Origin of the sequence: Corynebacterium kutscheri, assembly GCF_000980835.1 — a bacterium.
GTDB lineage: Bacteria > Actinomycetota > Actinomycetes > Mycobacteriales > Mycobacteriaceae > Corynebacterium > Corynebacterium kutscheri.
In genome coordinates this window covers 2,179,245-2,196,548 of record NZ_CP011312.1, presented here as the reverse complement: position 1 = coordinate 2,196,548, position 17,304 = coordinate 2,179,245, and the positions used below count along the sequence as shown (strand labels likewise).

At 45.0% G+C, this 17,304-nt stretch carries 17 protein-coding genes; 13 read left to right on the top strand and 4 right to left on the bottom strand.

Annotated features, from left to right (window positions below):
- Window positions 1–6 precede the first annotated feature (6 nt).
- Together pheA and UL82_RS09825 are read left to right on the top strand one after the other, a co-directional pair.
- Entirely contained in the window at window positions 7–960 is a 954-nt protein-coding gene (pheA, locus tag UL82_RS09830) for a prephenate dehydratase (protein WP_046440754.1), read from the top strand.
- Between the two features lie 3 nt (window positions 961–963).
- The gene (locus UL82_RS09825) at window positions 964–1,605 is read left to right on the top strand and encodes a histidine phosphatase family protein (protein ID WP_046440752.1); all 642 of its coding nucleotides are present in this window, start codon (window positions 964–966) and stop codon (window positions 1,603–1,605) included.
- Window positions 1,606–1,630: 25 nt separating this feature from the next.
- Here UL82_RS09825 and UL82_RS09820 read toward each other — a convergent pair whose 3' ends face one another.
- From UL82_RS09820 to UL82_RS09810, 3 genes are read right to left on the bottom strand one after another with little or no spacing between them, the layout of a single operon-like run.
- Window positions 1,631–1,978, bottom strand: a complete 348-nt coding sequence (locus UL82_RS09820) for a metallopeptidase family protein (RefSeq protein WP_046440747.1) — start codon at window positions 1,976–1,978, stop codon at window positions 1,631–1,633.
- Window positions 1,971–2,990, bottom strand: coding sequence for a septum formation family protein (locus UL82_RS09815; protein WP_046441525.1), 1,020 nt, complete (start codon window positions 2,988–2,990; stop codon window positions 1,971–1,973). Before UL82_RS09815 ends, UL82_RS09820 begins: the two co-directional genes overlap by 8 nt.
- A gap of 58 nt (window positions 2,991–3,048) precedes the next feature.
- Entirely contained in the window at window positions 3,049–3,804 is a 756-nt protein-coding gene (locus UL82_RS09810) for a GntR family transcriptional regulator (protein WP_046440745.1), read from the bottom strand.
- 244 nt (window positions 3,805–4,048) lie between these two features.
- Here UL82_RS09810 and serS point away from each other — a divergent pair, with 244 nt between their 5' ends.
- The 4 genes from serS to UL82_RS09790 all read left to right on the top strand — a co-directional run bounded on the left by serS (window position 4,049) and on the right by UL82_RS09790 (window position 8,753).
- Window positions 4,049–5,308: a serine--tRNA ligase gene (serS, locus tag UL82_RS09805; protein WP_046440742.1), complete on the top strand. Its 1,260-nt coding sequence runs from the start codon at window positions 4,049–4,051 to the stop codon at window positions 5,306–5,308.
- Window positions 5,309–5,466: 158 nt separating this feature from the next.
- Window positions 5,467–6,381: a lysophospholipid acyltransferase family protein gene (locus tag UL82_RS09800; RefSeq protein ID WP_046440741.1), complete on the top strand. Its 915-nt coding sequence runs from the start codon at window positions 5,467–5,469 to the stop codon at window positions 6,379–6,381.
- A 24-nt stretch (window positions 6,382–6,405) separates the two neighbouring features.
- Window positions 6,406–7,923: a glycerol kinase GlpK gene (gene glpK / locus UL82_RS09795; RefSeq protein WP_046440737.1), complete on the top strand. Its 1,518-nt coding sequence runs from the start codon at window positions 6,406–6,408 to the stop codon at window positions 7,921–7,923.
- On the top strand, window positions 7,923–8,753 hold the full coding sequence (locus UL82_RS09790; protein WP_046440736.1) for a Cof-type HAD-IIB family hydrolase: 831 nt from the start codon (window positions 7,923–7,925) through the stop codon (window positions 8,751–8,753). Before glpK ends, UL82_RS09790 begins: the two co-directional genes overlap by 1 nt.
- A gap of 87 nt (window positions 8,754–8,840) precedes the next feature.
- Here the strand turns inward: UL82_RS09790 and UL82_RS09785 are convergent, their stop codons facing one another.
- A complete protein-coding gene (locus UL82_RS09785; RefSeq protein WP_046440735.1) occupies window positions 8,841–10,934 on the bottom strand; it encodes an N-acetylmuramoyl-L-alanine amidase in 2,094 nt (697 codons plus the stop codon).
- 399 nt (window positions 10,935–11,333) lie between these two features.
- Between UL82_RS09785 and glf the strand changes: the two genes are divergently transcribed.
- The 7 genes from glf (at window position 11,334) to UL82_RS09750 (ending at window position 17,141) form a co-directional block, all read left to right on the top strand.
- Window positions 11,334–12,497: a UDP-galactopyranose mutase gene (gene glf, locus UL82_RS09780; RefSeq protein ID WP_046440734.1), complete on the top strand. Its 1,164-nt coding sequence runs from the start codon at window positions 11,334–11,336 to the stop codon at window positions 12,495–12,497.
- A 186-nt stretch (window positions 12,498–12,683) separates the two neighbouring features.
- Complete coding sequence (locus tag UL82_RS09775) at window positions 12,684–13,088, top strand: phosphatase PAP2 family protein (protein WP_158407837.1); 405 nt, start codon at window positions 12,684–12,686, stop codon at window positions 13,086–13,088.
- A gap of 150 nt (window positions 13,089–13,238) precedes the next feature.
- Window positions 13,239–14,267 (top strand): metal ABC transporter substrate-binding protein, encoded by a 1,029-nt coding sequence (locus UL82_RS09770; RefSeq protein ID WP_046440733.1) that lies wholly within the window; start codon window positions 13,239–13,241, stop codon window positions 14,265–14,267.
- Window positions 14,267–14,881, top strand: coding sequence for a metal ABC transporter ATP-binding protein (locus tag UL82_RS09765; RefSeq protein ID WP_046440731.1), 615 nt, complete (start codon window positions 14,267–14,269; stop codon window positions 14,879–14,881). The genes UL82_RS09770 and UL82_RS09765 overlap by 1 nt, the downstream gene beginning before the upstream one ends.
- Window positions 14,868–15,689 carry a metal ABC transporter permease gene (locus UL82_RS09760; protein ID WP_046440729.1) on the top strand — a complete coding sequence of 274 codons (822 nt, stop codon included), beginning with the start codon at window positions 14,868–14,870 and terminating at the stop codon, window positions 15,687–15,689. Before UL82_RS09765 ends, UL82_RS09760 begins: the two co-directional genes overlap by 14 nt.
- Window positions 15,686–16,483, top strand: coding sequence for a metal ABC transporter permease (locus UL82_RS09755; RefSeq protein WP_046440728.1), 798 nt, complete (start codon window positions 15,686–15,688; stop codon window positions 16,481–16,483). Before UL82_RS09760 ends, UL82_RS09755 begins: the two co-directional genes overlap by 4 nt.
- Window positions 16,470–17,141 (top strand): metal-dependent transcriptional regulator, encoded by a 672-nt coding sequence (locus tag UL82_RS09750; protein WP_046440725.1) that lies wholly within the window; start codon window positions 16,470–16,472, stop codon window positions 17,139–17,141. Before UL82_RS09755 ends, UL82_RS09750 begins: the two co-directional genes overlap by 14 nt.
- Window positions 17,142–17,304: the final 163 nt, after the last annotated feature.

Below are 17,304 nucleotides of genomic sequence, written 5' to 3'. Positions count from 1 at the left end.
GAGGCTATGAGTGTCGTCGTTGCATATTTAGGCCCAGAAGGAACTTTTACTGAGGCTGCAATGCAGAAGTTTATTCACCGAGGTAGCTTTGGAGACAAAGATATCCAGGCACTACCGTTAAAAACTCCCTATGAAGCCATTGAAACAGTACGTCAGGGCACTGCAGATTTTGCGTGTGTGGCGATTGAAAATTCCGTGGACGGTTTTGTCACCCCGGCTTATGATGCGCTCGCTGCCGGATGTGGAGTACAAATCTATGACGAGCTTGATTTACCAATTGCTTTTACAGTGATGAAATCTCCAGGGAAACCCATAGGAGAAAATCCGGTCGTAACTACACATCCGGTGGCTCATCAACAAGTGAAAAAATGGTTACGCGATAATATTGGCAGCTATGAATTTTCTCCAGCACCTTCGAATGCGCAGGCTGCTATTGAGGTTGCGCAGGGGCGAGCAGATATTGCTGCCGCACCACGGTTAGCTGCGCACAAGTATGGTTTGGAAATTATCGAAGACCAAGTAGCAGATGTAGTAGGAGCAAGAACTCGTTTTGTTGTAGTCTCCACAGCTGGGCGGCCTGCGCCGCGTAGTGGTACAGATCGCACTGCAGTAGTTTTTATTTTGCCTAATAAACCTGGTTCACTGGTGTCAGCTCTTAATGAGTTTTCTTTACGTGGGGTGGATTTAAGCCGAATCGAATCGCGACCTATTGCGCAAGGTTTAGGTGACTACCGATTCCATGTGGAATTTAATGGGCATATTGATGATCTACCGGTAGCAGAAGCATTACGTGCGTTGTATATGCACTGTGAACAGGTACATTTTTTAGGTTCCTGGCCAGCAGATAATGCCAATGCACGCGAAAAAGAACTTGAGCGAGATGACTATCGATTACAGCAAGCCGATAGGTGGGTTCGCAGTATTCGAGAAGGAAAACCAGATAGCGAGAAAGACCGGTAACCCATGGGAAGAATCATTTTATTAAGACACGGACGCACCTTGGCAAATGCGGCGCATATTTTAGATACGCGCCCGCCAGGAGCCGAGCTTAGCGTCATTGGTAGGCAGCAAGCCCATGCAGCGGGTCAAGAGTTAGCTGATCTTGGAATAAATCTTGGTGGGATTCTTTGCTCTGTTGCACTCCGGGCGCAACAAACCGCAGTGGCAGTTGCACAATCATATACCCAAGCCCGTGGGTTGGATCTTACCGTGGAAGTAACACCCGGAATCCATGAGATTTTTGCTGGTGATTATGAAGCATCTGCTAGCGAGGAAGCACATGAGCAGTACCTCAAAGCATTGTATGGTTGGATGCATCGACAACCAGATACCGCAATGCCCGGTGGAGAATCAGCGACGCAAGTGCTTGAGCGTTTTCAACCAGTACTCGATACTCTTGCTAGTCGGATAATGGAAACCGACCAGGACTATCTTGTTGTTACCCATGGCGCTGCGATGCGGATTGCAGGTTACTATTCTTCTGATGTACCAGATGAAGTTGTTCGTACTGTATATATGCAGAATTGTGGAATGATTATTTTAGAACCACAGGATTATTTTGGTACCTGGCATTGCTTGCAATGGGCTAACGAAAAGCTAGGTTAATCGTCGAAAAGCTTAGTGAAGAGATTTACCCATAACCGAGTCTATGGAGATCATCTTCGTCTAGGCCAAAGTAATGCCCGATTTCATGCATGACCGTAATGCGGGTCTGCTCAACTAGTTCTTCTTCGGTATAACAATAGGCCTTGAGCGCTTCTCGATAAATTGTGATGGTATCAGGTAAAAAACCGGTGTGATCAAAAGTGCGTTGTGGCAGTGCTACACCGGTATAAAGCCCAAGAATACTAGGTCTTTCTGGGTGGTATTCTTCAATGAGTACCGCGAGATTACGGACATGCTTGGTCATTGATTCCGGAATCTCGCTGAGTGCCTGATCGACGAGTTCCTCAAAGCGTTCATTGCTGATTTCAACCATTTTCTGCCGCCGGTGCTAAGGAAGCTAACGCTTCTGGATTAACAATGGGGGCTCGCTCTGGTAAAGACTCTGGAGCCTGACCATTAATAGTAAAACCAGTTTTTGCACTACCGCTTAAAACCGCAAACCCTTTTTCTGGCGTAGCTTTAGTTAACGCACAGTTCACACTATGCGAACCACCTGACCAGGAATTAGAATTTAGCGTAGTCCAGAATGGTTGCAGGGTGGAGTAATACAAAGCATCATCACTGCCTAAATAATCAAGGGCAGCTTGAGTGCACACGCTTTGTAAATGTGCATCTTGTTCCTCAATATTAGGGATACGATCTGGAAAAGCAGGTTGAAGATCAACCACCGAAGTTATTTCCAAATGATGGTCTTGGGCACAATCAACAATGTGCGTAGCACTTGCTGCATCAACAAAAAGACATTGCCCAGCAGCAAAAGTTCGGGCTTGATCCTGATTCGCAGCATTACCGGTAGTCATAATTACTGTGCCGTTATCATCGGTTGCTTGTACCCCACATAAAAGAGTGCGATCACCAGCAGCCCATTCCGTCTCCGGTGGCAAAATAGAAGCCACCGAATAACGTCCTAGTGGATCAAAGGTTCCGCCAAGATAAGAAATTGTTGAGTTATAACAGAGCTCTTCACGTAATTGAGCTTGACGAGTTAAATTCGGCATGCTTGCATCAGAACCAAATTCAGAAGAAGGATAGGCACTTAAATCTTCCCGGGAAGAAATTTCAAAGCGATGCTCGCCGGCACAATCCGTTTGCTCAAAATTAGAAATGACACCATCAGTGCTTTCCCATGTCAAACAAGATCCGGTATCTGCGGTGGTGAAAGTAGCAGGATTAACTTGCTTCGTGTTTGAGCTACTAGAGGAATTTGACGGGCGGATAGTATCAGATGTTGTACCCCAGTTATAGCTGCCTAGTCCCACAGATACGGTGAGTGCTGCAATAAGCATCGTGCGGGTGGCTAGTGCGGAACGCCAAAAATTACTCATAGTGCCTCCAATCATGCCACTATCACCAAAAACAGACTAGTTTTTTAGCTCTTAGCAGTTAGTATTGCTGGCGAGTTACTATCGAATGTAGAGCATAGCGATCTGGTCGATATAAAGAAACACACAGCTCAATGGGGTGTTCATTCGAGATTGATAAACGAGTCACCATTAATAACGGTTCTTTGGGTTGGATATTAAGAATTTCTGCATCTATTTTTGACGCAGCGATAGCCGTAACGGTTTGATCCGCACGAGTAATGGGCATGAGATAGCGTTGAGCAAGAATCGCGTATACGGATTTATATACGTCGTTTTCAAGAAGATCTGGCGCAAAACGATCATTGTACCAGGCGTCATCAATGCATAATGGTTCACCATTGCCAAGACGTAGTCGTCGTAGGTGAGTATGCTGCGAATGTGGGGCGGCATGGAAGAAATCTAATACTCGGTGATCTGGTACATCCCAGGCAGAAGCTAAAATTTTTGATGTTGCCCTAATATTTTGCCGCTGCATCTCTTCGCTGAAACTAGATAATCTTGTATGGGTAACCATGGGCGTATGCGTGACAAAAGTGCCTTTTCCTCGTGCCCGGCGAAGATGCCCGGAAGCAACAAGATCACCAATTGCACGCCGAACCGTAATACGACTTACCCCGTAGGTTTCTTCAAGAGCTCGTTCTCCTGGCAGCATATCACCAGGGTTGAGTTCATTTTGGCACAGGTCAAGAAGTATTTCCCTGAGTTGAGCATGTTTTGGAATGCGCTTCCCACCAGTCAGGGTCTGGGTGGGTGACTCCTGAATAGTCTTGGACATACTTCTCATAGTAGTGCCAGTGGTTATTACCAGTCATTAAAACGGAATAATTCGGATAATTTTTCCAAAATTTCATAAGCCTCTTGTCTACTGGGTATAAACACAACGTATGCCGCTTTTCGACGGAAAATGTTTGCACGATCGATGGGTGTCTTAGAGTAGTAAATAGGGTGGTGCGTATTAAGTGACATGTGATGTTTTAAAGTGATCAGATGAAAAGATGAGACAGGGTAAACTACTACGCATGATTGATCTTAAGTTTTTGCGGGAAAACCCAGAAGTAGTGCGCGAGTCTCAATTGACTCGTGGTGAAAACCCAGAATTAGTTGATCAACTAATTATTGCCGATGAAAAGCGTCGCGAGTCAATCAAAATTGCAGATGAACTTCGCGCTGAGCAAAAAGCCTTTGGCAAGAAGATTGGTCAGGCTAGCCCAGAAGAGCGCCCGGCACTTTTAGAAGGATCAGATGAACTCAAAGCAAAAGTAAAAAATGCTGAGACTGAACAGGCCGCTGCTGAAGCCGCAGTGAACCAATTGCAAATGCAGCTCAACAATATTGTTGAGGGTGCCCCTGCCGGTGGCGAGGACGATTTTGTTGTTTTAGAGCACGTTGGTGAAATAACGAAATTTGATTTTGAACCTAAAGATCACCTGGAGTTAGGTGAATCTTTAGGTCTTATTGATGTCCAACGTGGGACGAAGGTTTCCGGTGCACGTTTTTATTACCTCACGGGAGATGGCGCATTCTTACAATTAGGAATGCTGACTTTAGCTGCACAAAAAGCACGTGCTGCTGGATTTGAACTAATGATTCCGCCAGTATTGGTGCGGCCAGAGATTATGCAGGGAACAGGTTTCTTAGGAGCACATGCCGAAGAAGTTTATTACCTAGAACGTGATGATCTCTATCTAGTCGGTACTTCTGAGGTGGCGTTAGCGGGTTATCACCGTGATGAGATTATTGATCTTTCAGCAGGTCCAAAGAAATATGCTGGGTGGTCATCATGTTTCCGTCGTGAAGCTGGCTCCTATGGCAAAGATACCCGTGGCATTTTGCGAGTACACCAATTCGATAAGCTGGAGATGTTTGTTTATTGCAAACCAGAAGAAGCAGCGGCCCAGCATCAAGCACTATTGAATATGGAACGTGACATGCTTTCAGCGATTGAGGTGCCATATCGCATTATCGACGTTGCTGGTGGTGACCTTGGTTCTTCGGCAGCTCGTAAGTTTGATACCGAAGCATGGGTACCAACCCAAAACACTTTCCGTGAGCTGACCTCCACCTCGAACTGCACGACATTCCAAGCTCGACGTTTGCAGACTCGTTACCGCGATGAACAAGGTAAACCACAAATTGCTGCTACCTTGAACGGCACCTTGGCAACAACTCGTTGGTTGGTTGCTATTTTAGAAAACAACCAACAAGCCGATGGGTCAGTTGTTGTACCAGAGGCATTGCGTCCTTTCGTCGGTAAGGAAGTTCTAGAACCTAAGAAATAGGTTTTAATAGATTCCCCCAGGTAGCGCTTTAATCAAGTTTTACCTGGGATCACAAGATGATGGGATTGTCTTACGTAGTCAGTAAAACGCGCGCTACAACGCATATAAAGACAAGACAAAAAATAGCGCGCGTAGATAGAAGGAAGTAAGACAAATATATGTCCTCGCCTCGTCCCGGTTGGGAAAAAAGATCAATTTTCTATGTGCCGACAACCCTAGACCGCGTTCCAGATCATAGCGTTGAATCCACAGAATGGTTTTATAACTCTTTTGTGATTGGTCTCGTCAAACTTATGATGCGTGGGCAAGGTTTAAAAATTAACCTTGAAGGCGCAGAAAACATTCCACTCGACGGTCCAGCATTACTTGCAGCTAACCACACTGGTTATTTTGATTTCATTTACGCTGGTGCGATGCCTCATGTGCGTGGTCGACGTCTAGTGCGGTTTATGGCTAAAAAAGAAATTTTTGATATTCCCATTGTCGGAAAACTAGTACGAATGATGAACCATATTGCAGTGGATCGTTCAGCGGGGGCAAGTTCTTTAGTCGAAGCAGTGAAAAGCTTAACTGACGGTAACCTAGTGGGTATTTTTCCCGAAGGAACTATCAGTATGAGTTTTGAAGTGAAAGAACTAAAAACTGGTGCCGCTCGGATTGCCCAAGAAGCACAAGTTCCCTTGATACCTATTGCAATTTGGGGCTCGCAGCGCGTATGGACAAAAGCGCTGCCCAAACACATTGGCCGTAATCATTATCCGTTATGGATTCGCGTCGGTAAGCCAGTATCTACTGAAGGAACTCCAGAAGAAGTAACCAAGCGTCTACGTGAAACTATGGTTAATTTGCTTGATGAAGTACGTATTACCTATGACCAAGAATATGGACCTTTTGAAGATGGCCTTTTTTGGCGTCCTGTGTCCATGGGCGGTAGTGCACCTACTCCAGAAGAAGCTTCATTAATAGAGCAAGAAATTCGACAACGTAGTAATGCGCGTAAAGCCGAAAAGAAACAAAAAAGCTTAAAAACTAAAGTAAGTGCTTTATTTACTCGCTTTTTACCTCGTCGTTAAAAGTTAAAGGAAACCGATCCTGCTATGAGATTTGTTGCAGCCATTGATCAGGGAACTACTAGTACCCGGTGCATCATTTACGACCAGCAGGGTAAACGTATAGGCATAGGCCAGTGTGAACATCGACAAATATTTCCACAAAAAGGCTGGGTGGAACATGATCCAGAAGAAATTTGGCGTAACACTCGGCGCGCGGTAAGCGAGGCACTGGCCAATGCTGATTTATCTCCGCTAGATATTGCGGCATTAGGAATTACTAACCAGCGAGAAACCACCGTTGTGTGGGATAAGAAAACTGGCATCCCGGTATATAACGCGATTGTTTGGCAAGATACGCGAACAACAGATATTTGCACAGAACTCATTGGTGACCAAGGCGCTGATCAGTGGCTTAATAAAACTGGTTTACTTATTAATTCTTATCCAGCCGGCCCAAAAGTAACATGGATTTTAGACAACGTTGCTGGTGCACGACAGCGTGCAGAAAACGGTGAACTACTTTTTGGAACCATTGATACCTGGTTGTTATGGAATTTCACTGGCGGAGCACACGGTAATAATGGTGTTCCAGCTGTGCATGCAACGGATGGTACAAATGCCTCTCGTACTTTACTCATGGATTTGCGCACCTTGCAGTGGGATCCAGAATTATGCGCGGCGATGCGGATTCCTATGTCCATGCTGCCGGAAATAAAACCGTCGGTGGGACTTTTTGGCAAGGTTCGTAGTCATAGTTATTTAAGTGACGTCGAGATTCACGCTATCCTAGGAGATCAACAATCGGCACTTTTTGGTCAAGGATGTTTTACACCCGGTGATGCAAAAAATACCTATGGCACTGGATTATTTCTATTACTCAATACCGGCACTGAAATTCGAGTGAGCACTCACGGCTTGCTTACTACTGTGGCCTACCAAATTGGTAATGAAAAACCAGTGTATGCATTGGAAGGCTCTGTCGCTGTCGGTGGTTCCCTGGTTCATTGGCTAAGAGATAACCTTGGCATGATTTCTTCTTCTGCCGAGATCGAAGAACTCGCAGAACAAGTACCAGATAATGGTGGAGTTTATATTGTGCCAGCGTTTTCAGGACTTTTCGCCCCCTATTGGATACCCGAGGCGCGCGGAGCTATCGTGGGGCTTACCCGATTTGCTAATAAAAACCATTTTGCACGTGCCGTTCTAGAAGCTACAGCGTTTCAAACCAGAGAGCTTGTCGACGCAATGGTGGCAGATTCCCAGATGCCACTGACTGCATTACGCGTCGATGGTGGCATGACAAAAAATAATTTACTCATGCAATTTCAAGCTGACATTTTAGGAGTACCCGTTCAGCGCAGTGCCGATGTGGAAACCACTGCTTTAGGTGCAGCTTTTGCAGCGGGGTTATCTGCTGGAATCTATTACGACTTATCTTTAACCCATTTCGATAGCCAAGGTGCAACCACATGGCTGCCAACTATGAAAGACGAGGAGATTGCCGCAGCCATGAAAGAATGGAAATGGGCGGTTCAGCGCACACTTGATGGGGAGAAAGAATAATGTTCACACCAAACTTTATTGTGAGCGATATTGATGGCACATTTATTAACTCCGCAGAACGTGTTGACCCTAGAGTCCGCCAAGCTGTGATCAATGCCGTCGATGCCGGAGCTTATTTTTCCTTTGCGACGGGGCGACCCTATCGGTGGATCTATCCGATTCTTGAGCAGCTTCCCTTACGACCACTATGTGTGAGCGCAAATGGTGCAGTGATTTATGATTCCGAGACAGATACGGTGATAAAAACATATGAACTTGTCACCGAGACAATGGCAGAAGTTATTGATCGTGCTCGAAGTGCACTTGCGGGTACAGCTAGTATGGCCATTGCGGTTGAACGCGCCGGGCATTCTGCATATCAGGATGAGACAGAGCTTTTTATAATGTCGCCAGATTTTCTACGTACCTGGAGTAATCAGGAATTTTCGATTGCTACTGAGGATGAGTTTATTCAGCAGCCGGCGGCGAAAATGCTATTGCGCTGTGAAAGTATGACTGCGTCTGAAATGTATAAGCTAATTGCACCAGTGATTCCGGAAGAACTTGCTATGGTGACCTATTCAATGGATGAAGGTCTATTAGAAATTAGTGCACCAGGGGTAAGCAAACTACGCGGATTGGAATTTTTATGCTCTCTATATGGCGTAGATGCAAACCATACGATTTGTTTTGGTGATATGCCAAACGACATTGAAATGCTGCGTTGGGCTGGTTATGGCGTAGCAATGGGCAATGCGCATCCAGCGGTTAAAGCAATAAGCGATGAGGTGACACTAAGCAATGATGAAGCTGGCGTGGCTTATGTTTTAGAGCGTTGGTTTAGTCAGTAGAAGTGCCCAGCTAAAAAAGTGGGTCTGCACTAGTTAAGAGTGCAGACCCACTTTATGTACAAAGGGGAGTCTTTTAAAACGAGACTTTTAAGAAGTAGTACGTATATCTACTGCGCCAGTAGCTGGATCAAAAGTGATGTATCCACCTTGGAAATCTACTCGAATAAGCTCATCGTTAGTGGTGTATTCTTCATTAATCGGTAGCCCAAGTGGCCCAGCATCAAAGCCTTGTGCAGCCCACGTATCGGCAATAACTCCCCAGAGCGCGTGAGCGCCTGTCGATGGAGAATGTAAAGCAATGCCATTGTCAAAAATGGTATAAGTAATTTCTTCACCATTTGCAGCGGTGTATGCGGCAGCATTTGTTCCACCAGCACCGAGTACTGACGATAAGCTATTAGCTACTTTGGCAAGCTCTGGGCTAGAAATTAAAGTAAGTAATGGTTTGATATAAGGCGTTAAGGCAGAAATGGTCAGACCATCAACGATTTCTACATCACCGATTTTACTTACCGTTCCTGGTAGTAGCCCTTGTTTGGAAGCAATACCTAGTGCAAGAGCTACCAGGGAGACCACTCCAGTAATGGTGGTGGTGGTATTGCCATTAGAGCTGCCATTACCACCAAGCAGCGTGGTGAGTAATTTTATTGCGCTTTGTGTACTGCTGGTAGCGCCTGGGTTAGTTTGGCCATTGCCTTGGTTATCAAGATTAAGATTGCCGCCACCAGGAGCAGAACCTGCAATTGAGTTGTACTTGGTTTTGGCAATATTTCGGATGTTTCCTAGTTGTGCATATGCATGCTGTCCTGGGCAGGCAGTATTGCCCACATCTTTGTGGCCAAAGATATTAGGAAGCAACACAGGGGTTCCTTGTGGATAAGAAGTATAAGAACCGCCCTCGGAATAGTGGGTATTTGTCGCACTAGGATCCATGCCAGCGACCTTGGAACGCCAACCAGCAAGGTTGCCAACAGAGTTAATTATTGCGGAGCTAGGGTGTTCGGTCTCGTAGTTGCCGAGCATAGCAATTGCCCAGGTGTTGCGATTAAAACCACCTGCGTGTGCGCCAATGACATTACGATTTAAGCCACCGTAGCGTCCTTCGTAGAGGTTTCCGTATTTATCAGCAAGTGAGTGATATCCAACATCACACCAACCTAAGGTCTGTGCGTGATATTGGTAAATTCCGCGGACAATACCTGGTGCTTGAGCTTCAGTGTAGTTATTCGAACCAGCAGTGTGGTGAATAGCAATACCAGTGACTTTATCGTCATATTGTGGGCTGCTGCATCGGATATTCTCATTTGCGCCCCAACCGGCACGAGAAATTACTCGTGGTATTCCATCGGAATCGGCAGCAAGCTCGATACCATTTTCTGGCAGCGTAGATTCGCCGCCTTCGATGAATACCGCATCGAAATCAGCCGCAGAATTACTGAGTGATTCTTCTTCTGCAACAGGACGAATATCGCCAAAGTTTGATGGAAGCGGTGCGACGCCAGAATTCTGCTGCGTTGTAGGTGGTGCAGGTTGAGTCAGATCAACATGAGGCGTAGCAACCTCAGCGGGAGGATTGTTTTCTACCTGATCTGCTGATACTTCTTGAGGTACTACTGGTACTTCAGCTGGTGGTTGTGCACCGACGTTATCTGTGGCTGTGCCAGTATCAGTATTAAGTTGCACATCTTGACCGGTATTGCCAAGGACATCAACACCATTGATCGAGACCTGGACGGTCTTAGTGGGTTCTACGTAAATAAGATCGGTGCCTCGAGTTGCATTGGGATCATCGGATCCATAGTCAAGTGGATCCGCATCGTACCAGTCGGTCCAGCTTCCGTCTTCTTTCAAACCGCGGATAAATACTGCGACGTCTTTTTCACCTTTCCAAGTGATTGCAAACTGAGAAAATTCTTCGTCACGAGTGAATTGTTTGACGGTACGAGGACCAGTACCTTCACCTTGGCTAACAATGGCTGGGTCGTTGACCAACACATTTTCGCCATCGGCGAAGCTAGTTGTTTGGATGCTGGCGTCAATAGGGGCGATGGAATCACCCTGTGTGTAGTTAATTCGGTAGGTACCGATGCCAACGGCTGCGGACGCAATGAGCGAAACCGCAAGAACGGTAGCAATCGATGACTTACGCACAGTCGGCGTTAAACGACGTCGTTGCTGCACTGTATTTCTCCCTTTGTACTGTGGTGCGGCTATGACTCTTCAATATGACACTTGAGGTCACAGTAAACCCTAACTCTATGGTGAGTTAATTGGTGTCATTGTAGGCGGGTGTTTTACAAGTTATTTTTGTGAAACATGTGATTAGTGGCGTTATTTACTGACACAATGATGCTTGAACTGTGTAAATGAAGTTTTCTGTGAGTTTTAGATTTTTTTATTTCCTGGTAATGAAAAGAGTGATTTTTGATTAGTTTTTAAAATTTGTTTACCTAACTTTATGCGGTTCTTTTAGTAAAGACATAGTGTGCATGATGTGTATAAGCACTGAACGTGGGGGTTGGCGGCGTGTCGTTGTGTTAAGCGTATGTAGTTCGCTGAAATTTGGATACGCTTAGAGTCATGAGTGAATTTGATCTGATTGTTGTGGGCTCTGGACTTTTCGGTTTGACTATTGCTGAGCGAGCAGCCAGCCAACTCAACAAGAAAGTACTTATTGTGGAGCGCCGTAGCCATTTAGGTGGTAATGCGTACTCTGAAGCAGAGCCGCAAACAGGCATCGAAATCCATAAATATGGTGCGCATCTTTTCCACACTTCGAATGAGCGAGTATGGGATTACGTTAATCAGTTCACTAAATTCACTAATTATCAGCACCGTGTATTTGCTATGCATAAGGGAACGGCATACCAATTCCCTATGGGATTGGGGTTGATTAATCAGTTCTTTGGTCGTTACTACTCTCCTGATGAGGCGCGCAAACTTATTGCGGAACAAGCGTCAGAGATCGATTCTGCTGAGGCAACAAATTTAGAGGAGAAAGCGGTATCGCTGATTGGTCGCCCACTTTATGAAGCTTTTATCCGTGATTACACGGCTAAGCAGTGGCAGACTGATCCGAAAGAATTGCCAGCTGGAAATATTACTCGCTTACCGGTGCGATATAACTTCGATAACCGCTATTTTAACGATACGTTTGAAGGGCTTCCTGTCGATGGATATGCGGCATGGCTTAACAATATGGCGGCACATGAAAATATTGAGGTGCAATTAGATACCGACTGGTTTGATGTACGTGATGATCTACGAGCAAAAAATCCAGAAGCTCCTATTGTGTATACTGGCCCACTTGATCTTTACTTTAATTATTCTGAAGGACATTTAGGTTGGCGCACACTTGATTTTGAAACGGAAGTACTAGATACGGGCGATTTTCAGGGAACACCGGTTATGAACTATAACGATGCTGAGTTCCCATATACTCGCATCCATGAATTTAGACACTTCCACCCAGAGCGGGAAGATTCCTATCCTAAAGATAAGACTGTCATTATGAAAGAATATTCTCGTTTCGCGGAGCAGGAAGATGAGCCGTATTATCCGATTAATACTCCAGAAGATCGAGAAAAACTTCTTAAATATCGCGAGCTTGCTGAGCAAGAAACAGCTACAAATAAAGTATTTTTCGGCGGGCGTTTGGGAACATATCAGTATCTTGATATGCATATGGCTATCGCTAGTGCGTTAAGCATGTTTGATAATAAGCTTGTCGACGTCCTTCGCTAAGGCACTTGTTTGATCTAGTTATGATGCCGCTAGACTTTTGTAGTGATGGATTACGCGGTATATCACTTTTTTGTCGGTCATCGTTTAGAGGTGGTGACCGACTTTCTTGTACCTTTAACTAAAGCAAGCGCACCGGAATTTTTAATTATATATTCCCTGTTCATAGCTATGTTGGGTATGTTTCTTATGGCTTATGACCATAACTATGCACGACTTAATTGGTTATTGCTTCCCATTACGGTGATAACGGCTGCTGTAGTTTCTAGAACATTAAAGCACGTCATTGATCGACCACGACCGCCTTTAGCTGGGCAACTTATTTATGAGTTTAATCCATCAATGCCGTCGGGACATACGGTAGCTGCTTTTGCTTTTGTGGGTTCGATAAGTTTTATTTGGCGAAAATGGTGGCTTATCTTTTTATGGATACTGGCAGTAATTATCGCAGTGAGTAGGTTATACATTGGTGTTCACTGGTTAAGTGATGTTGTGGTGGGGGCGTTGGTTGGATTGGCAGTATCCTATTGTGTTTTCGTAATTTGGCAGCGTTATGTGTGCCATCGATTCTTGGTTTCTGACAGCAACAGATAAGTAGTTACTCCTAAAATAGGGGAGTATTTTCTCTTAAATAGGGATTATCTGCATAGGAAAGTTCATAAAGGCGAACTTTTTATTGCGATCAAAGTGAAGTAAGTGTAGCTTTAGGTTGAATCTGAGTGGACTCTCGTTAAGGAGAAAAGAGTGAAGAAACTAGCTATTCTCGCGGTTTCTTGTCTTGCATTGAGCGCCTGTAGCACACCTAATGCCCAGGCTGATGATCAAATCAATGTGGTGGCAAGTACAACCCAAATCTGTGATTACGTCAAGCAACTAAACCTTGACGACGTTGATCTCACTTGTTTGCTTGCCCCTAATGCATCGGCGCATGATCATGAAATGACTCATGAGCAGCTTACAAAACTTTCTAAAGCTGATCTTATGCTGGTTAATGGCGTTGATCTAGAACACTTCCTTGATGATGCAGTTGAATCTTCCGGTTTTAAAGGAACCATGGTTGTAACAACTGGTGTATTAACTGGAGAAGAAGTCGAAGGCACTGTTAACGATGGTGATCTTCCGTACACCATTGATCGTGGAATTGCTAAGGTTGCAGTAGAAAAATGGCCTTTTGCTCCTGAGCCAGGCGAAGTTGCGGAGTTTACCTATGATCCGCATGTATGGACGACTCCTCGTAACGCCAAGATTCAGGTCGGTAATATTGGCAATGCGCTAAAGAATGCTACCGATAATGAAGAAACGAAGAAGGACATTGACGCTGCAGTTGATTTGTACCAGAAGCAGCTACAAGAGTTAGACGATTGGGCTGCAGAGTCGATTGCTAGCGTAAAAGACCCAGTGCTGTTTACTAGCCACGATGCTTTTGGTTATTTCTCTGCTGCTTATGGGGTTAATTTCGTTGGCGCTGCCTTGAGCGATTTTAATGAGCAGCAGGATGCAACTGCGTCGCATATTGCTGAAGCTGCGGAAACCGTACGCGCATCGGGTGCAACTGCTTTGTTCGCAGAAAATTCTAATAATTCAAAGTCTATTGAAGCAATCGCTAAGGCTGCGGGCGTGAAAGCTATTGTTGGTGAAGACGCACTATACGGCGATTCACTAGGTCCTGCTGGTAGCGAAGGTGAAACTTACGTAGGCTCAATTATCCACAATATCGAAACCGTAGTTGATGCATGGGGTGGAACCCTTGCCCCACTACCTGCTTCTTTGTAATGATTTTAAGTGTAGAAAAAGCATCATATGGTTATGATGCGCCGGTAGTTTCTGACATTACAATGTCAGTAAATGGCGGTGAAGCTGTTGCTGTTTTAGGTCCTAACGGTAGTGGTAAAACTACCTTCCTCATGGGAATTTTGGGTCTAGCTCGTCGTTTTCAAGGCGAGATGACGCTGACAGCAAGCCGCCTTGCCTATGTACCGCAAGTAGCGGAATTAGATAGAACTTTCCCAGTAACCGCTGGTGATGTTGTTGGCATGGCTTTGAAACGACGCGATAAAGCAGCAGTTAATTCTGCGCTTGAGCGCGTTGGTTTAGCAGAACGGAAAAATGTCCGATTTGGAAATCTTTCTGGCGGACAACAGCAAAGAGTTCTAGTAGCGCGAGCAATTGTTACTAATCCAGAACTAGTGGTTTTTGATGAGCCTTTTAATGGCCTCGATGCTGCTAACCGTGAGATGCTACTGCGCCTTTTCGCAGATCTTAAGGCTAATAAAACTGCCATTATTAGTAGTACTCATGATCTTTCCTTAGCCACACAGGCATGTGAAAAGGCTCTGGTAGTAGGAGCGGAACCTCGTTTTGGAAAGGTAAGCGATGTCGTGGAGTGAACTTGCCCAACTAGTAGGGGTGAGTCCATTTATATTCCGACCGCTGATTTTGCTCACTGTATTAGCAGTTGTGTGCGGAATTGTCGGAGTGATTGTAAATCTGCGTGGTCTGGAATTTAATGCAGAAGCGATTGTGCACTCAATTTTCCCCGGTATTGTTGCTGGTGCTGTTTTTGGCGGCACTGACATGATTATTCCAGTTGCCAGTGCCTTCGCCATTATTTTGGCAATCGTATTAAGCCTAGTTACCCGTAAACGCCAAACTGAATCATCGGTGGCTATTGTGTTAACCACTTGTTTTTCTCTTGGCGCGGTGCTGAGTCTTAAAAAAGGTGACCAATCTGGCCAATTGGAAGCATTAATGTTTGGTCGGTTATTAGAAGTTACCGACCTGAGGCTAAACCAGGCACTTATTGTGTGTGCAGTATCAGCGATACTTATGCTATTTACCTGGAAAGATCAAGTATTTGTAGCATTCGATCGAGTAGGCGCACATACTGCTGGTGTGAAGCTGTTACGTAATGACATCATTATTAATGCAGCTATTGCAGCGGTAGTGGTTGCGTCTTCTACGGCTGTAGGCGTACTGCTTGTTATTGGATATATTGTCATTCCTGGCGCAGCGGCACGTTTGGTCGCTCCAAGAATTTCCCGGATGGTACCCATCGCTATTGGCACCGGACTACTTGGTGGATATATCGGGCTTACTTTAGTTCCATTAGGGCCAGTATCGCCCCAGGCTGTTGTGGCTATGAGCATGGTAACGGTTTATCTCGTATTGCTCGCCGGAAGGAAAGCTCTTACATGACCGAGATTCTTATCGTGCCTACTATCGAGCTAGTTCTTTTAGGATTACTTGCTGGGATCGTCGGTAGTTTTGTAGTACTGAGCGAAAAAGTTTTTATGACAGAGGCAATAACCCACGCAACTTTCCCTGGTGCAGTAATTGGTGTTGTTGTTGGGGCAAGTTTGGGATGGAACCTGTCAATACTTCTTTTTGTTGGTGCCTTTTTATGTAGCATCCTGGTTGCTACTATCGCTAATTCTTGGGGCGGGACTTCGCAATCAAATGCCGGATTAACATTGACGTTTGCTTTCGCACTGGGATTCTTTTTAGCAAAATGGTTTGCTCCACTTCCCATTAAAGTCGAAAGCTTTTTAATTGGTTCGGTTCTTTCAGTTAATCGTCTCGATGTTATAAGCGCTGGCATAGTACTTATTATTTCGCTTATTACGTGTATTTTTTATGGTCGGCAACTAATTTATGGAGCATTTGATCCGGTAGGTGCTTCCTTAGAATCAAGTGCGCGAACTCGAACACTTATCCTGATGATTTTGATGGTTCTAACGGTTGTGGTTTTGTTGCCTGCCGTAGGAAATATTGTCGCTATTGCTTTATTAGTAGCGCCAGCCGCTAGTGCAAAAGAGCATGTCAATCGACCTTACACGCTCATGTGGGTGGCTGCTGTTGTAGGTGTATTCATCGCCTTATCTGGGCTAGCAACAGCTGTGTACCTTGATCTTTCGGTCGGCGGTTGTATTGGTATTGTGGCCGGTATTGTCTTTATATCAAGTAAGCTTTTAGCTTATGCACGTCAATGAGCTTCCAGAGAAAACCCAAGATTATCTTAAGGTGATTTGGGATATGCAAGAACGAGGTGCTGAACTCGTTGGGCTTATGGATATTGCGGAGAAAATGGGGGAAAAGAAATCCACCGCAAGCGAAGCAATTAAAAAGCTCAGTCTGCAGGGTTTTGTTGAGCATGTACCATACTCTGGGGTCTCATTAACTAAAAAAGGCTCTCAGCTTGCTGTACAGATGATACGACGGCACCGATTGCTTGAAACGTTCCTGAGTGAAAATCTGCACTATAGCTGGGATGAAGTACATGCGGAAGCTGAACAGTTAGAACATGCAGTTTCTGATATGTTTCTTGAACGCATTGAAAAATTAATGGGTTTCCCTGTTGCTGACCCGCATGGAGACCCGATTCCTACCGCAGAAGGTAAAGTAGAAGCGATTTCTGTTTATCACTTAGGACAAGCAGCTAAAGGTGAAAACGTAAAGATAGTCAGAATTAGTGATTCTGACCCTGAATTACTACGTTATCTTGCAAAATCTGGCATAACTCCTGGGACGGTAGTTCAAGTTCAAGCAGCCCCTTTCTCTGGTATGGCCGCGGTTACTGTTGCAGGCGGATCTGAACAAATTATGCTTGCAGAGTCTGCTCTTGACATGATTAATGTTGAACAGCAATAAAAAGCTATTTATGAATTAAATAGTAAGAAATTAGGCGCATCAGAATGTTTATGGTGCGCTATTTTCATAGGTGTTCATGGTGGCATGTGCGTCGCTTATGAAGCAGATTAAGAATTCGCGCTACGCTAAGAGACGATGTCTGCCTTAAAACCATAGGGCAAAA